Origin of the sequence: Coralloluteibacterium stylophorae (genome assembly GCF_018122625.2) — a bacterium.
Classification (GTDB): Bacteria; Pseudomonadota; Gammaproteobacteria; order Xanthomonadales; family Xanthomonadaceae; genus Coralloluteibacterium; species Coralloluteibacterium stylophorae.
The window spans coordinates 25,281-43,550 of sequence record NZ_JAGQFT020000010.1 but is presented as its reverse complement, the minus strand read 5'-3'; the positions used below and the strand labels follow the sequence as shown (position 1 = coordinate 43,550).

Sequence of the window (18,270 nt, the reverse complement as noted above, 5' to 3'; positions counted from 1 at the left end):
CGGATCAGTATTCGCTGGGCAACAGCAGTGTGGTGACGCTGCGATCCCATTCGGTGATGATCCAGAGCTTCAGGTCGCGCGTGACCTGGTAGGACGAGAACAGACGATCCTCACCGGACTTCAGCGCGGCGTCGTTCTGCCGTCGATCGCTGTCGTCCAGGTCGCCCCAATCGCCATGAAGATGGCGGCGCAGGTACGGCGAGGGGTTGAGCCGGCCCTGTCGGACCAGCTCGTCGACGCCGGCGGTCATGACCACCTGCCCTGGCGAAAAGCGTGCTTGTGACGCGAGGTTGAGGACTGCGAGTGCCATGGTGGTTTCTCCTTCTGGAAGAAGGGGCCACGGCACCCCATCGGGGCAACGTGACCCCGGTGGGTGGATGAAAGCGACGGCGAACCGTCAGGGAACAGCGATCAGCGGATGGTCAGCACTTCGCCCCACGTAGGCGAGCCCAGCGTCAAGTCCCATGCACGAATGACCGGCACGAACTTGTCGGTGAGGATGCGCGTCTCGGCCACGGAGCCGTCGTCGCGTTCGGTGTATTCCGTCTGGAGGGTCTTCTCCTTGTGGGTATCACCTTTGACGACGAGCACGCGCCCGCTCTTGGACTTCACTACGCCAGAGATCGCGCCTGCGGCCAAGGCCAAGGCGAGATGCCAGTGCGACAAGGCCCGCGCGGGCGGACGCAGCGATTGCTGCGCGACGCCCAGGTGCGTATCGAGCGCCGGCCAGAGACCTTGCAGCCGGCCGACTTCATCGGCGAACTGCTCGGGCTCCATCGTCACGCGATAGAAGTGCTCCGGCTCGGCCGGGCTGGCAGGGACGGTGTACGGCAGGAACGGCCATTCGAGCGGCAGCTCCTCGGCTTCGGCGTCGCCCTGTCCGATCTGCAGCAGCAGACCACGCACGGCCTTGACCGACTCCGACGCCTGGTCGCGCTGACGAATCCTGCGGCCGAAGATCACCACCTGCTTGAACTGCGTTTCCACCGCACGGTAGATGCGTAGGTCGGCGAAGTGGCGCGTCAGCCATCCGACCAGCTCGGGGTCGAGCACGTAGGACGGCACGATGAAGATCAGCACGCCGTCGTACTGCAGCAGCGGCAGCGCGCGCTGATAGAAGAGCTTTTCCAGCCGCGCACGGCCCTGGCCCTGATAGCCGATGTTGCCGTTCACGTCCTTGCTCAGGTCGCCATACGGCGGGTTCAGCCACAGCAGCCCGAAGGACTGGCGCGAGATCAGTGTGTCCATCAGGTCACCGTGGATGCAGCGATCGACCAGTTGCCGTGCGTGGCGGGCACGCTCAGCGTCGTACTCGACGGCGAAGGCCTGGACCTGCTCGCGCCCGAGGGCGTGGGCGGCTTCGGCAATCGCCACGCCTTCGCCGGCGCAGGGATCGAGGATGGACATGGAGCCGGGAGACGGCGCCAGTGCGGACAAGGCCCGCTCCAGCGTCGGCTCGTCGGTGGGGAAGTAGCCGTTACGAATGAAGTTGCGCGCCAGGCGCGGAAACATGAGTGCCATGGATTTCTCCTGATGATGGATGAGGGAAGGCGGGCACGCGCGGCGCGCATGCCCGTGGGGATGGCTCACGCCACACGCCGAAGCGGTGCGTTCGCGGCCAGTTCGTACTGCGTGGCGCCGAGGGTGCCGTTGCGGATCAGCTCGCCCAACGCCTTCGTCAGCGCCGGGACATCGAGGGCCAGCCGATGGCCTTCCAGCGGCCCGAGGGCCAAGGGAAGACCGGTCAGCATCCGCCGTGTCTGCAACAGCTCCAGCACGGTGTCGCGCCAGTGGTCGAGCAGTGGCAGCGGGCAGGTGTCCTGCACCAGCGTCCACAGCCGGTCGAGCCGGTGAGCGGAATCCCTGGGCAGAAGCGCCAGCGCGCTGGCGTTGGCCTTGTCTGGCTTCACGCAGCGACGATCGAACAGCCACACATTCGTCAGCGAACCGAACAGCGTTCGCCGATAGGCGCGGGTGATGCGCTTTTCCAGGTTCTCGACATTGCCGACGAAGACCGGGATGGATGCGCCCTGCTCGGTGATGACGTGGAACTGATCCAGTCCCTGTTCATCCCGGCCGAGGGTCAGGCGGGCGAGGAACTCCTGAACGGCGGTGTCGCGCGCCCAGATCGAGAGAAAGACGAGATTGCCCTGCTCGTCACCGACGCAACCGTCGGCCATGAGGTCGGGGCATTCGTCGATGCGGTACAGCGGTTTCGCGGAAGAAGGTGCAGGCATGGTGATGTCCTCTTGAAAATGAAGGAGCAACCACAGCCCGCGGGGCCATGCTCGCCCCGGTTGGGTGGAAGGAAGATGCGTGCCGCTAGACAGCGCGCCCCGCGTGGAAGCGGTGAACCCGCTCGCGCCACTTGGGGCTTTGCACCGGCGCCATGTCGAGATAGCGCAGCGGGCACGAGTAGTAGTACGGATGCACGGACTCATCGAGGGACTTGTAGCCCCAATCGCCGCCCGAGCTTTCCAGCAGATGGCAGCCGATGTAGCAGACGGACTCACCGGCCGCGAGGCCCATGACGCCCGCCTGCCTGGCGGTGATGCGAACCACGGTCCACAGAACGTCGCCGTCCAGCGTGTGGTCGATGACTTCGCAGCAAGCGCGTTTGGACGCTTGCGGAGCGAGCAGCTCGCGGATCAACTGATCGCGCGTCTGACGAACGAAGGTCCAGCCCATGAGGGTCTCCTTGAAGCAAAGGCCGGAGCCCTCCCCGTCGGGGGAGAACCCCGGCGGGTGGCGGAATGCCGCGTAAGGCGGCGGATGGATCAGGCAGCTTTGAGGTGCCAGTCCTGGGACAACGGAGCGAACTCGTAGCCCAGCTTGTCGAGACGGTCGCGCTGCTGACGCAGCACACGACGATCCACGGTCGCATCGAGCTTCACGGTCTCGCCCAGGGGCCACAAGGCACCGAACAGCGCCGCGTCGTCTGCCTCGGCCGAGGCCGCAGCGGACACGGGAGCCGGTTCGCTGCCGAACGGCGTGGTATCGACCAGGGGATCACGCGGACTGCGCGGCTTCGCCTTCGGCTTGGCCGGGGGCGTTGCCGGCACGGGCGCCTGCGCCTCCTCGTCGACCGGATCGACTTCCTGCGGACTCAGCCGGCGGGCTTCGTCGCGGCTCAGGGCGTCGATGTTGGACAGTGTCATCCCGCCCAGATGGGCGCGGATCTCGATGACCATGCGGCCGTTGGCGTTGTACGTGGAGGGGCGAATCTCGACGATGACGAAATCACCGTCGTACTTGCCCTCGCGGTACTGATCGAGTTCGGCGTTCTTCACGACGAACTCGCCGATCGAGGTCGCCAGGCGGCCGACGTTGAAGTCGCCGTTCCTGCCGTGGATGGTCTTGATGGCCAGTTGGCCGGGGATGGTGATCATGAAGGTCTCCTGCTGACGAAGAGAAGACAAGGCCCCGGGGATGGGGCCTTGCGGATCAGAACGACTCGGCAACGGCCAATGCGGGGGCATCGGCTGCGTCGTCGGCAGCATCGGCGACGGGCTCGGAAGGCTCCGGTGCCGAGGCTTGCTGCGCAGCGGGCGCGTCGGACGTCACAGGGACTTCCGGGTCCCGCTCGTCGGTCTCGGTCGGCTTGGGCTCGGCCTTGTAGACGAGCTTGCCGTCGACCTTGATCCAACTGACGAACAGCAGGCGGGCCTTGAGGCTCACACCCTGCTCGCCGGCACGCTTGCCCTTGGAGTAGGTGAAGGTGTCGGTCCACAGGTCGCCCATGCGGAAGCCGATCATCACCTTCTTCTCGGCGTCGACCGCCTGAATGCAGCGGCGCACCAGGTGCTGCGCTTCCGATCCCGATACGCGCGTGTCGAAACGCACATACGAGACGTCATCGCTGGGACCGTTCAGAGCCGCGATGTCGCAGGCCAGGAACGCATCGCCTTTCTTGGGCTTCACTTCGCGGATGCGATTGAGGTACCCGAGGCCGGTGATGTGCAGATCGAAGTAGGACTTTTCGTTGGAAGTGGTCATGGTGAATCTCCTGGGAACAATGAGGCGGAGACACACCCGACCCAAGGCGGGGAAGGTGTGGAACCCCCGCGTGGGTTGATGGAACAGCTTGGTGGCATCGCCATCGAGAACCGATGGCCGTTCGCGCATGGATGCCGGTGCGAACTCGGGTGATCAACGCGGTCGGAACCGCGTCGCAGCCTTGAAGATCGTGGCTGCCTGGGCATGTCGCTGACGGACGTCAGCGGAACATGGCCGGAAGCGTGGCGCCGGGACGGCGCGCAGGCGAGCGGCAATCGGCACTCGCGGCTGTCCGCATTGCCGAGAAGAAAGAGGCCCCCGGAGCGGGGGCCAGGGATGGGCGGTCAGTTACCGCTGGGCGTGGGAGGAACCGCCTGCAGCGACAGGTGTGTCGCGGTGGCGGACACGTCGAGGTCGTCCTCGCTGCGCAGGATGCGCGCAAACACGCCCTCCTGCGGATCGAAGAACTCGCCGAAGTCGTCGCCACCGAACTCGGCACGCGCCAGTTCCCACCAGTCGTCGAAGGCATCGACATCCGGGTTGCAACCGGCGGCATAGGCGATGGTCTTCTGGCGACCATCGGGTCGGCGCTCGCCGCACTCGGCCAGGAAGTACACGCCCTGATCCTTGACCAGGATGACGCGGCATTGATTCGCCACCGCTTCGGCGAGCACGGGCCGCAGCTCCGTGCCTTTGAATCGAACAGTCATGGGTGTGATCTCCAGGGGGCAGGAAAAGAGGCTTCCCGCCGCGAGGGCGGGAAGCTGCTGTGAGATCAGTGCCGGATAGCCTTACGACACGACAGGCACTGCACGCGGATGCGCCGCCAACTCCCGTCGTCGATCAGCCGTTCCAGCGTCTCGCCGAGGGTGTCGAAGAACACCTCATCGACCCGTTCGACCAGCTCGCCGTCGCGGCGCAGCTCCACCGCGTAGAGGTCGAGGCCACGCTCATACAGCACGGTGACGCGACCCTGGAACTTCGTCGTGGCGACGGTGAAGCCGATGGCCGGCGGCGTGCGGATGATGTCGGCGGGCAGCGGATCGACCCAGGTGATGTCCCGCGCGCCGGCATCCACCAGCATGTGGGTGACGCGCCGGAAACCGTCGGGAGCGGGCAACTGCTCCAGTTGGTCGACCAGTTCCTGCAGCTCGGGGCAGCGGGGCTTGGGAATCGGCAGCTTCGCCGGTGCGGACCCGAGCACCAACCGCTTCACCGTGTAGGGCTGGCCGTCGGCGGTGAACTCGGTCTGCTCCTCGGGCGTGTCCGCCCGCTGACCGTCGAAGCGGCGTCTGACATAGGGTTCGACCTGCACCTTGGCGCCCTCGTCGGGCACTTCGGTCACGAGCGTGCGATCGAGCACCGCGAACTCGGCTCGTCCCGTCTTGACGACGATGGCCTCGTCGGTGGTGGCGATGACCTTGCCCTCGAAAGGCTTCGGGTCGATGTGAAAGCCCAGCGTCGAAACCTTGGGCTGGCCGTCGAAGATGTTGAACTTGAACGAACGGACGTTGGTAGGCACATGACCGACAACCAGCGTTGGCATCTGTGCACGGATGGCTTGGGTATCCATCGGGAGACTCCTTGTGGCAACCAAGGGACTCCCGCCCGCAAGGGAGGTCCGTCCCTTGAGGGTGAGGTGGATGGACGCGAGTGCGCCCGGGGAACGAAACAACCAGCACGGCGAACCGCGCCGCAGTCTTGAAGGTCTCGACTGCCTGGGCATGCTGCCGGCAACGCCAGCGAACATGCGGCCAGCGTGCGACACATGGCGGCGGCCGTCCGCCGGGAATCGGCAATGCGCCGGCACCGCGTTCCGCGAAAAAAGAAGAGCCCCGACGTGGGGGCTCGAATGGGTTGCGGGTTACTCGTCGTCGTAGAGCGTCAGTCCGTCCAGCACGGGCGCGTCGGCATCGAAGATCAGCAGCCGCACGTCGGCGAGCGCAGCCAGGTGCAACACTTCCACGAGGGACTCCGGCATGCCCTTGGCCCGGTGCTCCTGCCGCAGCTCTTCGGCGGTGATGCTCTCGACATGCTGCAGGTTCGCATCCGTCCAGGGCGTGGCGATCAGCTTCATGCCGACCGCCGGGCTGTAGGGAATGCGGAAGGCCACGAACAGAAAACCGCTCGGCGTGGCGATGTCCGCCAGTTCGGCGAGGAAGCGACCGGCCTCCTCGGTGATGTGCGCCGAACTGATTTCCCAGGCACGGCTGTAGAACCCGGTCTCGAAGCGCAGGCGGCGTACCACCTCGCGCGCGGCTTCCTCGGAGTAGGTATCGCCGACGTGCAGCGGCTGGCCGGCTTCTTCGGCCATGACGGCGTAGACGAGGTTTCGGGCGATGCCGTGGCTGGGGCACTGCGCGTCCAGCTCGGGCGGCACGTTCTGGCCCTCGGTGATCAGCGCGAAGTCGTCGCAGAAGACGCAGGCATGGCGCTCGACCTGGCTGTCCGGCAGGTGCGACTGCGAGATGTGCAGCGGCAGATAGCTCAGCGGGCAGTCGTCGTCGTAGGAAATCGCCAGCAGCCGTTGCACGGACAGGCCATCGTAGCCGCGGACGAAGGGGTTTTTGAAATGGGACATAGGATTCCTCCAGCAGAGGATGGCCGAGGCAATCCCCTGCCGGGGATTGAACCCCAGCGAGTGGATGAAGTGGCAGCCAGTCAGCAGGCCGCGGCGTCGGGCCGCCCTGGTGGCGGGCGGTGCAGGTCAGTGGAAGATGGTGATTCGGGACATGGCCGCTCCTGCGAAAAGAAGGAGGGACATGGCCCCGAACGGGGACGCATGTCCCTCGTGGGGTGGGATGAAAGAACGGTGGGTTGCCAGGCGCGGCTCACCAGCCGTTGTAGTGCAGCGTGAGGTCGGCGATGACCTGGCGCCGTTCCAGATCGAGGCCGCCGAAGTCGGACAACCCCTCGAAGCCGCAACGCTTGAGCATCGCGCCGCCCTCGCGGGAGTTGTAGAAGCTCACCATCGCGGACAGGAACATGCGTTGACCGCTGCTCAGCACACCCAGGGCGTCGTTGAGCATCAGCATGTTGGGCCGCAGGTCCCACTTGGTCGTGGCACGCTGCAGACCTTCGCGTGTGCCGTCGCCGAACCACTCGTGGCCGGCGATCTGCGCGCCGCGCTTCCAGGCCTCGAAGAAGGCTTGCGGTGCAGCGTCGAAGTGCGCCTGTTCCAGCGCCATCTGATCGAGCACGTCTTCGGGTAAAGACAGATTCATGAGAGAACTCCTTGAAGGGTGGGAATCAGGGGTGAGCGCGCTGTGTCCAGGCATGGGTATCCAGGGCACGCTGTGCTGCGAGGTGGGTCGGGAAATACTCGACGGACTCCCGCGATACCGGGCCTTCGTCGTCTTGCGTGCCGATGTAGTGGCCGGCCGCGCTGCGCAGCACCTGTAGCGGCAGACGCTTGCCGGTCCAGGCCAGCGCCAGCGCACCACTGCGTACTGCGGTTGCAGAGGAAGATGCGGAAGGTTCAGACATGCCGTGCTCCTTGGTGGGTCGAGGAGCACGCATCCCGTAGAGGATGGAGTTCCCCTCGGGTGGTTGAGAAAAGTGCATCGTCGCCAGGCCGGCGAGCGTCCGCGGTGGGCGATGCGAAGCGGACTGGATCGGTCAACGCGGCGAACCGCGTTGCAGTCTTGAAGACCGGGACTGCCAGGGCATGCCGCTGACGACTGTCAGCAACGCATGGCGTGAGGATGGGCGCGAAGCATGGCTGCCGTCGCAGGGAAAACCGAATCGCGGACGGTCCGCTTTAGGGCAGGCCCGCGTCACGGGACAAGGCAAGGACCAGGGCGCCGAAGGCCACGCGGGCCTTCGGCTGGAGAGGAAGGAAAACCACCTGTGGGCTGCGTCAGCGCGGGCCGTCGTCAAAGCCGTTCGCTGCGTCAGCAATCGCACCCGGCCCGTTTCGTGGCTGGGGCCGGAAACCTCTGGCGTGCATCCACACACAAAGGGAGCCCGTTGTTCCGCCGGCGGGCACCGGCACGGAATACCCTCGGCCCAAGGGGCCTCCTCACGGCTCGCGCGGCGGCAAGGCGTCAGGAAGCCCCTCATGACCGAGGCAAGGCACACCGATCAAGGGAATGGCGGCGGGCGCGATTCGTGGAGCAATGACCTTCTCGCCCCGTCGCCCGATGGCGGGCAGACGGGGCGCGCACACCGTTGCAGAAGGAGACGCGCGCTTTGGAGTCCCGCGCGGTGCGGGACGTTTGCCTCGCCGCCAGTGAAGTGGCCGGCGCGGCAGGGGGAAGCGAGGATCAGGACGCCTTGGAGGCAGCGCGCCGCTTGCGCGGTGCGCTGCGCCGGCCCGTCGGGGACTCGATCGGCAACGTGCCCTTGCAGTCCGGGTAGCGCGAGCAGGACCAGAACGCGCCGCTCTTGCCCGTGCGCTGCTGCATCGGTGCGCCGCACTGTGGGCAGGCCGGCGTCGGCGGCAGCTTGAGCGAGAGCGTCGCGCCGCGGTACTGCTGCACGAGCTGACCGACCCACACGGACTGCTTCTCGATGAAGGTGTCCAACGCCATCTGGCCGGCCTCGATCATGTCGAGCGCCTGCTCCCACACCGCCGTGGTGCCGGGGTCGGCGATGGCCGAGGGCACCGCGTCGATGAGCGTGAATGCCGCGTCGGAAGCGCGGACGGCGCGGCCTTTCTTGACCAGGTAGCCGCGACCGATCAGACCGTTGATGATGTTGGCGCGTGTCGCCTCGGTGCCGATGCCGGTGGTATCTCGCAGCTTCTGTTTCAGCCGCGGGTCGGTCACGAACTTGGCGACGGTCTTCATGGCCTTGATCAGCTCGCCCTGCGTGTAGGGCTTGGGCGGCAGCGTCTTCAGCGCCTTGAGATCCACCTTCCCGACCGGGCAGGACAGGCCCGCATGCAGCGCCGGCAGCACCTGGCTGCGCTGCGCATCCTCGCCATCGGCATCGTCCGGCCCCGGCGTCGCCAGCACCTCGCGCCAGCCGGTGACGGCGATCTGCTTGCCCACGGCCGCCAGCGACTGACTGCCGCACGAGAACTGCGCCACCGTCCGGTCGAACTCATGGTGCGGGAGGAACTGCGCGAGGTAATGGGCGCGGATCAGCCGGTAGACGGCCAGTTCCTTCTCGTTCATGGCCGACAGGTTGGCGGGCTCCAGCGTCGGGATGATGCCGTGGTGAGCCGTCACCTTGCCGTCGTTCCAGGCGCGCGAACGCTGGTTGCGGTCGAGCTGGCCGATCAAGGGCCGCAGGCTGGGATCGGTGGCGAGCAGTGCATCGAGCACCGCCGGCACTTCCGCGAGCATGCTTTCGGGCAGGTATCCCGAGTCGCTGCGCGGATAGGTCGTCGCCTTGTGCGTCTCGTACAGCGCCTGCGCGATGTCCAGCGTCTCCTGCACGTCGAGGCCCAACTGCTTGGAGCACACCTCCTGCAGCGTGCCCAGGTCGAACGGCAGCGGCGGTGCCTCGCGCACGCGCTCGGTGTCCACCGACACGACCTGCGCATCGCGTGCGGCGCGAATGCAATCCGCAGCCTGCTGCGCCACCGGCTGCTGAAGGCAGCGACCCGCTGCATCGGTGCTGCCTTCGGGCGGTATCCAGCTCGCGGTGAAGGACCGGCCGGCATGGGATAGCAGCACGTCCACGGCCCAATACGGCACAGAGACGAAGCGCGCGATCTCGCGATCACGATCCACCACCAACTTCAGCGTCGGCGTCTGCACGCGCCCCACCGACAGCACGCCGGTGTAGCCGGCCTGCCGACCTAGAAGCGTAAACAGCCGGCTCAGGTTCATGCCGATCAGCCAGTCGGCACGCGAGCGGGCCAGGGCCGAGTAGTACAGCGGCAGCGTCTCGGCGGACGGCTTGAGCGCACCCAGCGCCTTGCGGATCGACGCATCGTTGAGCGCCGACAGCCACAGGCGCTGAATCGGCCCGTGGTAGCCGCACAGGTCGATGATCTCGCGGGCGATCATCTCGCCCTCGCGGTCGGAGTCGGTCGCTATCACCAGCTCGCCCGCCTTGGCGACGAGCTGCTGCACGACCTTGAATTGCGCCGCGGTCGCCGCCTTGGGCTCGACACGCCAACGCTCAGGAAGAATGGGCAGTTGCTCGATGGCCCAGCGCTTGTATTGTTCGCCGTAGCCTTCGGGCGGAACCGCCTCCACCAGATGACCGATGCACCAGGTCACGACGACACCCGCGCCGCTGTAGCAGCCGTTGCCGCGTTGACCGGCACCCAGCACACGGGCGATGTCCTTGCCCTGGGACGGCTTCTCGCACAGGAACACGCGCATGAAGCCTCCTTGGAAATGTGCGGTTCATCGGATGGGCGTCAGCTTGGCGGGGCCAGGAGATGCCGGCAGCAAGGAAGCCGATTGGCGCAGACACCGCTTTGTGATCGGCAGGCGGTCCGTTGCCGCAGCGGTGCGCATAGACCGCAGGAGCTGGCACAGCAAAAGCGTCGTTACGGGAGGGCGGCTGGAACTCTGTGGACGACCTTGGAGCTATCCCCTGGGGATAGCTCGCTGGTGCATCGCGGGCGTATGACGGTTGCTACAGCCGCCCTCGGGGGAGCGGCGATGGGCGAACTACTGTCCGCCGGCCGGCTTGGCGCTGAGCGCCACCGACTCGATGCGGTACGGCAGGATGCCCACGCGCCGGGCCTCGACCTTGAACGTGACGCGCTCGTTCTCGTCGGCGTCCTCCCATTCGTCGCGCACGGTGCGGCCCTCGACCAGCACCCGCATACCCTTCTGATACAGCGTCTTCCAGTGATCGGCGTCGCGGTGCCACAGCTCCACCGGCGCCCAGAAGCCGCCGCGATCTTCGTACTCGCCGTCCTTCTTCGGGATCGGGTTGTCGAAATAGACGTTCAGGCGAAGCAGCCGGCGCGGCTCGTCGTTGCCGTTCGGGAATTCGCGGTAGTCCGGCGCAGAACCGATGTTGCCCTCGCCGACGAAGTGCGTGCTCATGGTGACTCCTTGGTGGTGGGTGGAACGGCCGCGGTATGCCCGTGGACACGTCGCAGGTAAGCCGCTTCGGCCTGGGCGGCCTTGCTGGCGCATTCCAGGGCTTGGCGAGCGATGCTGTGGGTCAGGCTGATCTGCATGTTCAGCACGATGCGCTGCAGTTCCATCGCGTACAGCTCGTCGATCAGCGAGGCCGGCGTCGCGGGGTTGGCCAGCAGGGCCTCCCACAACGCCACGCCCATGGAGGAACGGTCGAGGTTGCGCCAGCGCAGGAAGGTCGTCCCTGCGCCAGTGGCCTGCTGGGCCAGTTGCACGTGGAGCAGGCTGAAGGGGTAGGCGCGCGCCTGGGGCAGCACGCGCCGCTGCGCCAGGCCAATCACGTCGTCGCGCAGCGCCGCGCACTGGCTGGCCCAGGTCTCCAGACTCCCCTTACCCTTAAAAGGCTGTAAAAGGCCTTTTAGGTAGCCTGCGTGTTCCAGCCGCTGGAAGTCCGCCTGTTCCAGCGCCACGAAGCGCGTGGAGTGGCTGATGGGGGGCGATGCCGTCATGCGTCAGTACCCTCATCGCCCGCCGCACCATCGGCTGCGCCATCCGTGTGAGCCGGCGCATCGGGCTCGATGGCGGGCGCAGCAGGCGGCGTGCCGGGCTTGGTCGTCCGCCGCGCGATCGGTGGCGCGAAGCGCGAGCGGCGCGTGCCTTCCAGCACGTCCTGCGGCAGCTCGCCGAACTTCTCCAGCGCCGCTCGCGCCGCGGCGTTCTTCGCCGCGAAGTCGTCGCGCGTCGTGCCCGAGTAGCGGTACTGCTGGGCCAGCGAGAACAGGCTGCGCAGCGCGTGCGCGCCATCATTGAGCCAGCGCTCCAAGGTGCTGCGGTCGATCAGCGCCGTGTGGTGCGCCAGGATGAGTTTGCGTGCCAGGTCGTCGTAGTCGGCCAGCAGGTACACCGCCATGAAACCGAGCTGAGCATTGACGAACAGCGGCAGCTTCACCGGCTGCACGTTCATGTTCTCGCCCAGCGACAGCGCCGCTGGCACGTCGGCCAAGGCCTGATCCACCTGTTCGCGCAGGGTCTGCAGACGGGTCCTGGTGTCGGCGAGCTTGTCCTCGATCCGCAACATCCACCAGTCCGAGTACGGGTCGTCCTGCTCGGCGCCGCGCTTCATCTTGTTCATGGCGCCGATATAGCCGTTGAGTCCGATGATGCCGGGGCGCCCCTCGGTCGGCGCGCGGCCGTGCCAGATGCGCGAAGCGTGGTGCGTGTGCAGCGTCAGCGACATCGCGCTGCGCAGCGATCCGAGATTCAGTTGCAGGGGTTCTGTGCGTTCGTTGGCCATGGGAGCGACTCGCGGTGAAGGGGCGAGTCGCCAGCATCGGCATCGGCCGGAAGGCTGTCAGTCAACAAACCGCAGCCCATGCGCGCCCGGTTTGTTCTGCACGGAAGGCTGTGTGTGCCGGCTATCCCCTGGGGATAGCTCGGCGGACTTGTTCGCGGCTCGCGCGGAGGTGAGACCGCGTTGCGGGGCTACGCCTCGCGAGGTCTGTACCAAGCGGCCCGTTGCCCCTCCACCTCACGGTAGCGAAGCTCGAACAGGCGGCACTCGTGCACCACCTGCCGCCAACTGCTGCAGCCGTACTTGGCTGGAAGTTGCTCGGGATGCCGGTCCGCGATCCAGCGGCCAGCGGCGGCGATGGGTGTCCAGCCCTCGACGGCCAACTGCGCGGCGGCCTCGCGCAGCGCGCGGACGATGCCGGCGGCCGGCCAGTCCACCGTGCCGTCCGGCGCGATGCCATTGACCACCAGGTCGTGGAACACATCCGACTGGACGAACTCCGCTGCCAGGCGCCGCGCCTGATCCATGTGCTCGGCCCAGCCGCGCAGCTGCTCGAAGTGTTGATCGATGCGCGTGTAGGCGGAACCGAGTTCGTCCTGTGCAACGCGGCACCCGTCCACGGTCCATAGATCGTGCTGATCGATGAAGTGGTGCACCAGGGTGTTGCGCAGCGATACCAGGTCTTTGAGGTCGGCCTGGGTGTTGGCGTAGTCCTGCGCAGACAGGCTCAGTTGCACGCGCGTGCGAAAGGAAATCACGTCGCCGGGAAGATCGTCGTCGCGTTCCTCGCCGCCATTTCCATCGGTGACGACATACGAACCAAACAGTTGTCCGACCAACGTGCCCAGGGTCTTGGTCGCGGCATCTTCAATCCGCGCTGCGCGAATGGCCTCCAGCGAATGCGCCGGGCCTGAAATCTCGTGGTGGGCCACGATGGCTTTCATGAGGCGCTCGTATTGTTGAAGGCGCAACAGGCATCTGCCCAGCAAGCGCTGAACGTCTTGCTGTAGTGGTTGCAGTGCGTTTGTGGCGGGGGAAGTCGTCGTGTCCATCGTCGGCCGGGCTCGTGCGTGGCTGTCCTCGTCTGATTCACAGGCGACAGTTTCGCCTGTCATTCGGCGGGCGACAATCGAGCGCGGCGGAAAGATGTCTGTTCCATCTATCCCCTGGGGATAGTCAACATCAGCGATCACGCAAGGCTTCTCGGAGCTGAGCCAGGTAGGCACGTGCGACCTCGGGGTCAGCCGCACGGGATGCCGGCGGTGACGAGGGCGCAGGTGACGGGGGCGCTGGCGGTGCCGATGCACTTTCTCCGGCCCAGGCCTTGAACTCCCCGCGGATCGCCTTCTGGATGATGCCAAACAGGTAGCCGGCCGGGTTGCGTACCGCGCTGTTGTGGCAGCGTGCCGCCCACTCGTCGAGAACGGCCTGCCTCAGCGCCTCGTCCACCTGCTGCAGCGCCACCAGCGCGCCGGCCTGCTGCTCGTCCTTCAAGCGCAGGAAACGCTCGGGTAGCCGCAGGTTCTGCAAGGCCCTCGCGCGCGGTACTGTACGTACTTCATTTATACGATCATTACGTACTGTACGGTCCTCCTTCGGAATCCGAAGAGAGCCGTCCGGCGCGGGTTTCGGTCCTGCTTCGGATTCCGAAGACGGGCGCGCAGCATTCCGAAGAAGGGCTTCCTGGCCTTCTTCGGATTCGTGGTCCGCACCCTCCTGTGGATAACCTGGCGTCGTCCAGCCATGCAGCGCCATGCGCTGCGCCAGCACCTGCAAGCGGGTCGGCAATGTGCGGCCGCTGAGCAGCGGGTCTTCGGCAATCTCCTTGAGCGTGTTCATGCCCACGATCTGCACCGCCTTGGCGGCATGGGTCAGCGCCTGGCTGACCAGGCCGAGGTAGTCGGCATCGAGCTGCATCGCCTCGAAGGGCGACAGCGGTTCGTCGTGCAGCACGTAGAGGTTGCCTTGGATGCGGCCGGTCTTCGGGTCGCGCTGTCGTCGCACCAGGCTCAGCCAGCGCGTCAGCCGCAACAGCGTCAGGGCGCGCGCCACGGTCTCGTGCGATGCCTGCGCCGCGCACGGCATCGAGGCCAGGTAGGGGCGCAATTGGTCGTAGGTGGGAAAGGCGGTCACGCCGTCGTCGTTGAGCTGCAGGCGGAACACCTGCCAGGCGTTGCGCTCCAGCGGCGTCAGGCGTCGGTCGAGGAACAGTCGGCGCGGCACGCTCTCATGGCGGTTGCCGCTGTAGAGAAAGCCGTCCTGGCTCGGCGCCGTGCCCTGCGCCGGTTCCTTCGGCTCAAGGTGCCGCAGCGCCTCGTCGAACAACGCCGACAGCGCAACCGGGCCATCGCGCCGTGATGCGCTGCCCGTGGTCATGGCTACACCAGCCCCTGGTCGATCCAGTTCCGTATCGCCGACCAGATCACCGACATGGGCAGGGTCATGGCCTCGGCCAGATCCATGGTCAGCGCCAGCATCGCCATGTCGTCGGTCAGGGCGATATGGCGCTCGGAGACGCCGGCCTTCCAGCGCTTCCACAAGGCCACGTCCTGCGCCTCGTCGAGCACCGGATGCCGGCCCTTGCGCTTGGGCAGCCCGAGGATGTCGCGGCGCAGCGCCACTTCCTGATGCGTGAGGCCGTAGAACTTGCTGACCATCTCCGTGCTCGCCCCCAGGCGCAGCATGCGGTCCACCGTGGCGATCTCCCGCTCCACGTCGTGCACCTGGCTCAGCAGCCGCTTCAACACTTCCCGGTTCACCGACACCGAACACCACGACACCGTGGCATTCACCAGCATGCTCACGAGCTCGGGGTGCTTCAGCGCATCCAGCTCCTCCTCGCCGAAGCCCATGGCCTTGCAGCGGCGCAACTGGCCGTTGCGCAGGTCATGCAGGGCCTGGGCGATCACGGCCTGGTTGAGCGGGTGCGGTGCCGACATGCGAGAGCCTCCTGCGCTCAGGATTCCTGGCCCGCTTCGCCGGCTTGCAGGTCCAGCAGCCGGCGCGCCAGGCGCAGCAGACGGAACAGCTTCACCAGCGCAGCATCGCTCAGGCGTGTGGCCGAGCCGCCGTGGCCATGGAGCAGCGCCGCCAGCTCGTCGGCCAGCCGCGCGCGGTCCAATCCGTTCGCGGCGGGCGGCGCCGCACTCAGCGCATGCAGCAGGGTGAGCACCGCCCGCGCGAACGCCGGCAGCGCTTTCGCCTGGCCCACGGCCGGCACCACGCAGACGAAGCCGATGCCGCCGACGCTGGCCTCGATGTGGTCGGCCACCGCCGCGTCCCCGGCGATCTCGCGCGCGAACTGCGCGATGTGCACGCGCAGGCGATCCGGCGCGTCCAGCCCCGGCTCGATGTACCAGACGTCCGAGATGGGATAGAGCCCGCCAGCCTGCACGGGGATCGCACGCAGCGCGTCGGCCTCGAAGTCGGGCAGCTTGTCGCCGAGCTGGTCCGCGACCATCCGTTGGATGGACAGCAGGCGCTCGGTGGTCGGTGCCGGTGTCACGATGTGCCCTTGCAGACGCTCGTCGCGTTGCCCGTGCTGTTCCTCCGGCGCTCCGGGCGGTGCAGGCGGTGTTGCTGCTGGCGCCGGAGGCGCGACCGGCGTGGTGTCGCGCGGCACAGACGAGGCGGGTGGCTGCCGAGGCGCGGAGACCGGCGAGGGCGGTGCAGCAGGCAAGACAGGCGCTGCCGGGGGCGTCGGCGCCGCCGGTTCGCTGGACAGCGCACGCTGGCGGCTTTCGCTGTCGTTGATCTCCAGCGCCAGCGTGTCGTAGTCCGCCTCCAGCAGCTCGGCCATCTGGCCCACGAGCTCGTCCTCCACCCGCTGCGGCGAGAAGTCGTCCGGCTGAGTGTCGAACTGCGTCAGCACGTCCTGAAACAAGGTGGCGAATTCCACGGCCACGGTGCGACCCAGCGCACGCCGCTCCCAGGTGCGCTCGCACGCCTTGCGCAGCACCGCGAGTCGGTCCACCTGATGCCGGCCCAATCCGCCGTACAACAGCGTCGGGATCGCCGGAAGCAGATAGCGCACCGCATCGTTCATGCGGCTGATGTGTGACTGCGGCACCGGATAGCCGTCGGCAGTCAGCCGCCGCGCGAGTTCGCTCTGCGACAGCGCCTGGCCGCTTTCCTGCTCGTAGAACTCGCGCGCCTTCTCGATGCCCAACGCCCGCTCGATGAAGGTCAGCCCGCCGCGCAGCTCGTTCTCGGCCAGATGCCCGGTCAGCGCCACGATTTCGCCGCGCGCCGGCCACGGGCGGAACAGGCATGCAATGCGGAAGAAGCGTTCATCCTTGGTCTCGCTCCACAACTCGCGCAGGATCGCCAGCCGCGTGTTGCCGCCGTTGCGAATGATGTAGTGCGCCTCGCCCGGCCTGCGCGTGATCGCGGGGGGCGCGTCCAGCCCGCGTTCGCGGATGGAAGCCTTGATCTCCGCATAGGCCGGGTTGCGCGTCACGCGGGGGTCGTGGTCGTAGGGCCGCAACTGGTCCAGCGTCACCACCATCGGCGTGTCGGCGATGGGGTCGCTCAAGGTCGCGGCCGAAGGGCCGCTGCGCTCGAAGCCGGTGGCCAGCAGCTTGGCAGCCATGTCCTGCGGCGTCAGCTCAGCCACGGCCGTTCTCCTGCGCCTGCCGGTCGGCGCGGCGAAGCTGCGCGCGGGCATTGCGGTCGGCACGGTAGTCGCTCGCAGTCGAGCTGGTGTAGATCGACGCGCAGCCTGGTTTCGTGAATTTCAGGTGCCCGCCGGACGTGCGCACCACGCGCCAGCCTTCGCCCAGCGCGAACTCGATCAGCGCGCGCAGCCGTTCACGGCCGCGCGCCAGTTCATGCGCGCCCGCCATGGCCGGCCCTCCCGCATCGCCCCGGCCGGTGACCAGCGCGAAGCGCTCCTGCCACGCGGGGAACAGCTCGCCGGCCAGCGTGCGCATGGTGTCCAGCGCCGCGGGCGCCGTGCGCCCCGCCGGCTGCCGGTACTCCACCCGATGCACCGGCAACCCTCGTGTCGCAGCGCGCGGATAGGCTTCGATGGCCGGCACGTCGGTGCCCAGCACCTGCACGCCGGCCTGTTCCAGGAACACCTGTCGCAGCGCCTGCTGGACCAACCGCGCGTTCGACGACACCGGATGCACACGGTTGATGAGCAGGCGCAGCGGCGGCGGCTCGATGCCCAGGTGCCGATACGGCGCGATGTCCTCGATCAGTTGCAGCGTGCCGCGGCGCAGCTCGCGCGCCGCGAGGATTTCCGGCGTCACCGGCGACAGCGCCAAGTCGGACGCCAGCACCGCCATCTCCAGCAACACGCTGCGCGCGCCCTGGGTGTCGATCAGCAGCAAGTCATAGTGCGTGCGGAAGACGGGAAGCAAATGGCGCAGTCGCAGGCGCCCATCCGGTGCGTGCAGCAGCAGCGTGTTCAGTTCGCCGCGGTCGTCGTTGGAGAGCACCAGGTCCAGGCCCGCGATCGCGGTGCGCGACACCAGTTGCTCGATGCGCCGCTCGTTGAAGGCCAACATCTCGTAGATGCCGCCGGGCGCGCGCACGTCCAGCGTGAAGTAGCTCGACAGCGTGGGCTGCACGTCCAGGTCCAGCAGCAGCACGCGCAGCCCGGCATCGGCGATGAAGCCGCCCAGGTTGGCCGCCGTCGTGGTCTTGCCCACGCCGCCCTTGGTCGAAATGATGGACACCACCTGCATGAGCTTCTCCTCGTCGAATGGCATGAACCGAGAAGAAGCGTCAGGCGCGTTCTTTGAGGCGATCGGCGATCCACTGTTCGATCTCCACCGAGTCCCAGCCCACCGCGCGCACGCCCAGGCGCAGCGCCTTGGGGAACTTGCCTTCCTTCATCAGGCTGTAGATGTGCGCGCGCTTGAAGCCGGTCTTGGCTTCGACCTCGGCGCGGCGCAGGATGCGGTGCTCAGTCGGTGCCGCCGTGGCGGTAGTCTGCGAAGACATGAGGGTCACTCCTTAACGCTCAGTGGCGCTGATTGG

Annotated in this window: 20 protein-coding genes and 1 pseudogene; all 21 read right to left on the bottom strand. The window is 67.0% G+C overall.

Annotation, left to right across the window (positions count from 1 at the left end; all coding sequences use genetic code 11):
• Positions 1-4: 4 nt before the first annotated feature.
• A complete protein-coding gene (locus KB893_RS14295) occupies positions 5-310 on the bottom strand; it encodes a hypothetical protein (protein WP_023124349.1) in 306 nt (101 codons plus the stop codon).
• Positions 311-411: 101 nt separating this feature from the next.
• Positions 412-1,521 carry a DUF6094 domain-containing protein gene (locus KB893_RS14290; RefSeq protein ID WP_104727335.1) on the bottom strand — a complete coding sequence of 370 codons (1,110 nt, stop codon included), beginning with the start codon at positions 1,519-1,521 and terminating at the stop codon, positions 412-414.
• A gap of 65 nt (positions 1,522-1,586) precedes the next feature.
• Positions 1,587-2,237, bottom strand: a complete 651-nt coding sequence (locus tag KB893_RS14285; RefSeq protein ID WP_003141029.1) for a hypothetical protein — start codon at positions 2,235-2,237, stop codon at positions 1,587-1,589.
• 85 nt (positions 2,238-2,322) lie between these two features.
• Positions 2,323-2,688 carry a hypothetical protein gene (locus tag KB893_RS14280; RefSeq protein WP_088446852.1) on the bottom strand — a complete coding sequence of 122 codons (366 nt, stop codon included), beginning with the start codon at positions 2,686-2,688 and terminating at the stop codon, positions 2,323-2,325.
• A gap of 89 nt (positions 2,689-2,777) precedes the next feature.
• Positions 2,778-3,389, bottom strand: coding sequence for a DUF3275 family protein (locus tag KB893_RS14275; RefSeq protein ID WP_053461227.1), 612 nt, complete (start codon positions 3,387-3,389; stop codon positions 2,778-2,780).
• A gap of 55 nt (positions 3,390-3,444) precedes the next feature.
• Positions 3,445-3,996, bottom strand: coding sequence for an STY4534 family ICE replication protein (locus KB893_RS14270; protein WP_031755002.1), 552 nt, complete (start codon positions 3,994-3,996; stop codon positions 3,445-3,447).
• A 344-nt stretch (positions 3,997-4,340) separates the two neighbouring features.
• Positions 4,341-4,706 carry a DUF3085 domain-containing protein gene (locus tag KB893_RS14265; protein ID WP_029578154.1) on the bottom strand — a complete coding sequence of 122 codons (366 nt, stop codon included), beginning with the start codon at positions 4,704-4,706 and terminating at the stop codon, positions 4,341-4,343.
• 65 nt (positions 4,707-4,771) lie between these two features.
• Positions 4,772-5,569 carry a GTPase gene (locus KB893_RS14260; RefSeq protein ID WP_211926047.1) on the bottom strand — a complete coding sequence of 266 codons (798 nt, stop codon included), beginning with the start codon at positions 5,567-5,569 and terminating at the stop codon, positions 4,772-4,774.
• A 291-nt stretch (positions 5,570-5,860) separates the two neighbouring features.
• A complete protein-coding gene (locus KB893_RS14255; RefSeq protein ID WP_211926046.1) occupies positions 5,861-6,577 on the bottom strand; it encodes a DUF5983 family protein in 717 nt (238 codons plus the stop codon).
• Between the two features lie 250 nt (positions 6,578-6,827).
• A complete protein-coding gene (locus KB893_RS14250; RefSeq protein ID WP_003141051.1) occupies positions 6,828-7,220 on the bottom strand; it encodes a hypothetical protein in 393 nt (130 codons plus the stop codon).
• A gap of 25 nt (positions 7,221-7,245) precedes the next feature.
• Positions 7,246-7,482, bottom strand: coding sequence for a hypothetical protein (locus KB893_RS14245; RefSeq protein WP_010792170.1), 237 nt, complete (start codon positions 7,480-7,482; stop codon positions 7,246-7,248).
• A gap of 779 nt (positions 7,483-8,261) precedes the next feature.
• Complete coding sequence (locus KB893_RS14240) at positions 8,262-10,277, bottom strand: DNA topoisomerase III (protein WP_211926045.1); 2,016 nt, start codon at positions 10,275-10,277, stop codon at positions 8,262-8,264.
• 294 nt (positions 10,278-10,571) lie between these two features.
• Positions 10,572-10,955 (bottom strand): single-stranded DNA-binding protein, encoded by a 384-nt coding sequence (locus KB893_RS14235; protein ID WP_013721963.1) that lies wholly within the window; start codon positions 10,953-10,955, stop codon positions 10,572-10,574.
• Positions 10,952-11,500, bottom strand: a complete 549-nt coding sequence (locus KB893_RS14230; RefSeq protein WP_034021438.1) for a DUF3158 family protein — start codon at positions 11,498-11,500, stop codon at positions 10,952-10,954. Before KB893_RS14230 ends, KB893_RS14235 begins: the two co-directional genes overlap by 4 nt.
• Positions 11,497-12,285, bottom strand: coding sequence for a PFL_4669 family integrating conjugative element protein (locus KB893_RS14225; protein ID WP_015038897.1), 789 nt, complete (start codon positions 12,283-12,285; stop codon positions 11,497-11,499). Before KB893_RS14225 ends, KB893_RS14230 begins: the two co-directional genes overlap by 4 nt.
• A 188-nt stretch (positions 12,286-12,473) precedes the next feature.
• Positions 12,474-13,226: an OST-HTH/LOTUS domain-containing protein gene (locus KB893_RS14220; RefSeq protein WP_023101518.1), complete on the bottom strand. Its 753-nt coding sequence runs from the start codon at positions 13,224-13,226 to the stop codon at positions 12,474-12,476.
• Between the two features lie 238 nt (positions 13,227-13,464).
• Entirely contained in the window at positions 13,465-14,658 is a 1,194-nt protein-coding gene (locus KB893_RS14215) for an STY4528 family pathogenicity island replication protein (protein WP_213173804.1), read from the bottom strand.
• 2 nt (positions 14,659-14,660) lie between these two features.
• Positions 14,661-15,221 (bottom strand): DUF2857 domain-containing protein, encoded by a 561-nt coding sequence (locus KB893_RS14210; protein WP_128721118.1) that lies wholly within the window; start codon positions 15,219-15,221, stop codon positions 14,661-14,663.
• 17 nt (positions 15,222-15,238) lie between these two features.
• Positions 15,239-16,897 (bottom strand): ParB family protein, encoded by a 1,659-nt coding sequence (locus tag KB893_RS14205; protein WP_211927817.1) that lies wholly within the window; start codon positions 16,895-16,897, stop codon positions 15,239-15,241.
• Positions 16,898-17,147: 250 nt separating this feature from the next.
• Positions 17,148-17,975, bottom strand: a pseudogene (locus KB893_RS14195) (ParA family protein); the annotation flags it as partial.
• A 40-nt stretch (positions 17,976-18,015) separates the two neighbouring features.
• Positions 18,016-18,234, bottom strand: a complete 219-nt coding sequence (locus tag KB893_RS14190; RefSeq protein WP_016446183.1) for an AlpA family transcriptional regulator — start codon at positions 18,232-18,234, stop codon at positions 18,016-18,018.
• Between the last annotated feature and the right edge of the window lie 36 nt (positions 18,235-18,270).

What these genes read in the sequence shown, in the direction of transcription:
- KB893_RS14275 (WP_053461227.1), bottom strand. Translation starts at nt 3,389, where the DNA reads ATGATCACCATCCCCGGCCAACTGGCCATCAAGACCATCCACGGCAGG.
- KB893_RS14270 (WP_031755002.1), bottom strand. Translation starts at nt 3,996, where the DNA reads ATGACCACTTCCAACGAAAAGTCCTACTTCGATCTGCACATCACCGGC.
- KB893_RS14240 (WP_211926045.1), bottom strand. Translation starts at nt 10,277, where the DNA reads ATGCGCGTGTTCCTGTGCGAGAAGCCGTCCCAGGGCAAGGACATCGCC.
- KB893_RS14250 (WP_003141051.1), bottom strand. Translation starts at nt 7,220, where the DNA reads ATGAATCTGTCTTTACCCGAAGACGTGCTCGATCAGATGGCGCTGGAA.
- KB893_RS14215 (WP_213173804.1), bottom strand. Translation starts at nt 14,658, where the DNA reads ATGACCACGGGCAGCGCATCACGGCGCGATGGCCCGGTTGCGCTGTCG.
- KB893_RS14260 (WP_211926047.1), bottom strand. Translation starts at nt 5,569, where the DNA reads ATGGATACCCAAGCCATCCGTGCACAGATGCCAACGCTGGTTGTCGGT.
- KB893_RS14290 (WP_104727335.1), bottom strand. Translation starts at nt 1,521, where the DNA reads ATGGCACTCATGTTTCCGCGCCTGGCGCGCAACTTCATTCGTAACGGC.
- KB893_RS14265 (WP_029578154.1), bottom strand. Translation starts at nt 4,706, where the DNA reads ATGACTGTTCGATTCAAAGGCACGGAGCTGCGGCCCGTGCTCGCCGAA.
- KB893_RS14295 (WP_023124349.1), bottom strand. Translation starts at nt 310, where the DNA reads ATGGCACTCGCAGTCCTCAACCTCGCGTCACAAGCACGCTTTTCGCCA.
- KB893_RS14255 (WP_211926046.1), bottom strand. Translation starts at nt 6,577, where the DNA reads ATGTCCCATTTCAAAAACCCCTTCGTCCGCGGCTACGATGGCCTGTCC.
- KB893_RS14190 (WP_016446183.1), bottom strand. Translation starts at nt 18,234, where the DNA reads ATGTCTTCGCAGACTACCGCCACGGCGGCACCGACTGAGCACCGCATC.
- KB893_RS14235 (WP_013721963.1), bottom strand. Translation starts at nt 10,955, where the DNA reads ATGAGCACGCACTTCGTCGGCGAGGGCAACATCGGTTCTGCGCCGGAC.
- KB893_RS14210 (WP_128721118.1), bottom strand. Translation starts at nt 15,221, where the DNA reads ATGTCGGCACCGCACCCGCTCAACCAGGCCGTGATCGCCCAGGCCCTG.
- KB893_RS14285 (WP_003141029.1), bottom strand. Translation starts at nt 2,237, where the DNA reads ATGCCTGCACCTTCTTCCGCGAAACCGCTGTACCGCATCGACGAATGC.
- KB893_RS14280 (WP_088446852.1), bottom strand. Translation starts at nt 2,688, where the DNA reads ATGGGCTGGACCTTCGTTCGTCAGACGCGCGATCAGTTGATCCGCGAG.
- KB893_RS14220 (WP_023101518.1), bottom strand. Translation starts at nt 13,226, where the DNA reads ATGAAAGCCATCGTGGCCCACCACGAGATTTCAGGCCCGGCGCATTCG.
- KB893_RS14245 (WP_010792170.1), bottom strand. Translation starts at nt 7,482, where the DNA reads ATGTCTGAACCTTCCGCATCTTCCTCTGCAACCGCAGTACGCAGTGGT.
- KB893_RS14225 (WP_015038897.1), bottom strand. Translation starts at nt 12,285, where the DNA reads ATGGCCAACGAACGCACAGAACCCCTGCAACTGAATCTCGGATCGCTG.
- KB893_RS14230 (WP_034021438.1), bottom strand. Translation starts at nt 11,500, where the DNA reads ATGACGGCATCGCCCCCCATCAGCCACTCCACGCGCTTCGTGGCGCTG.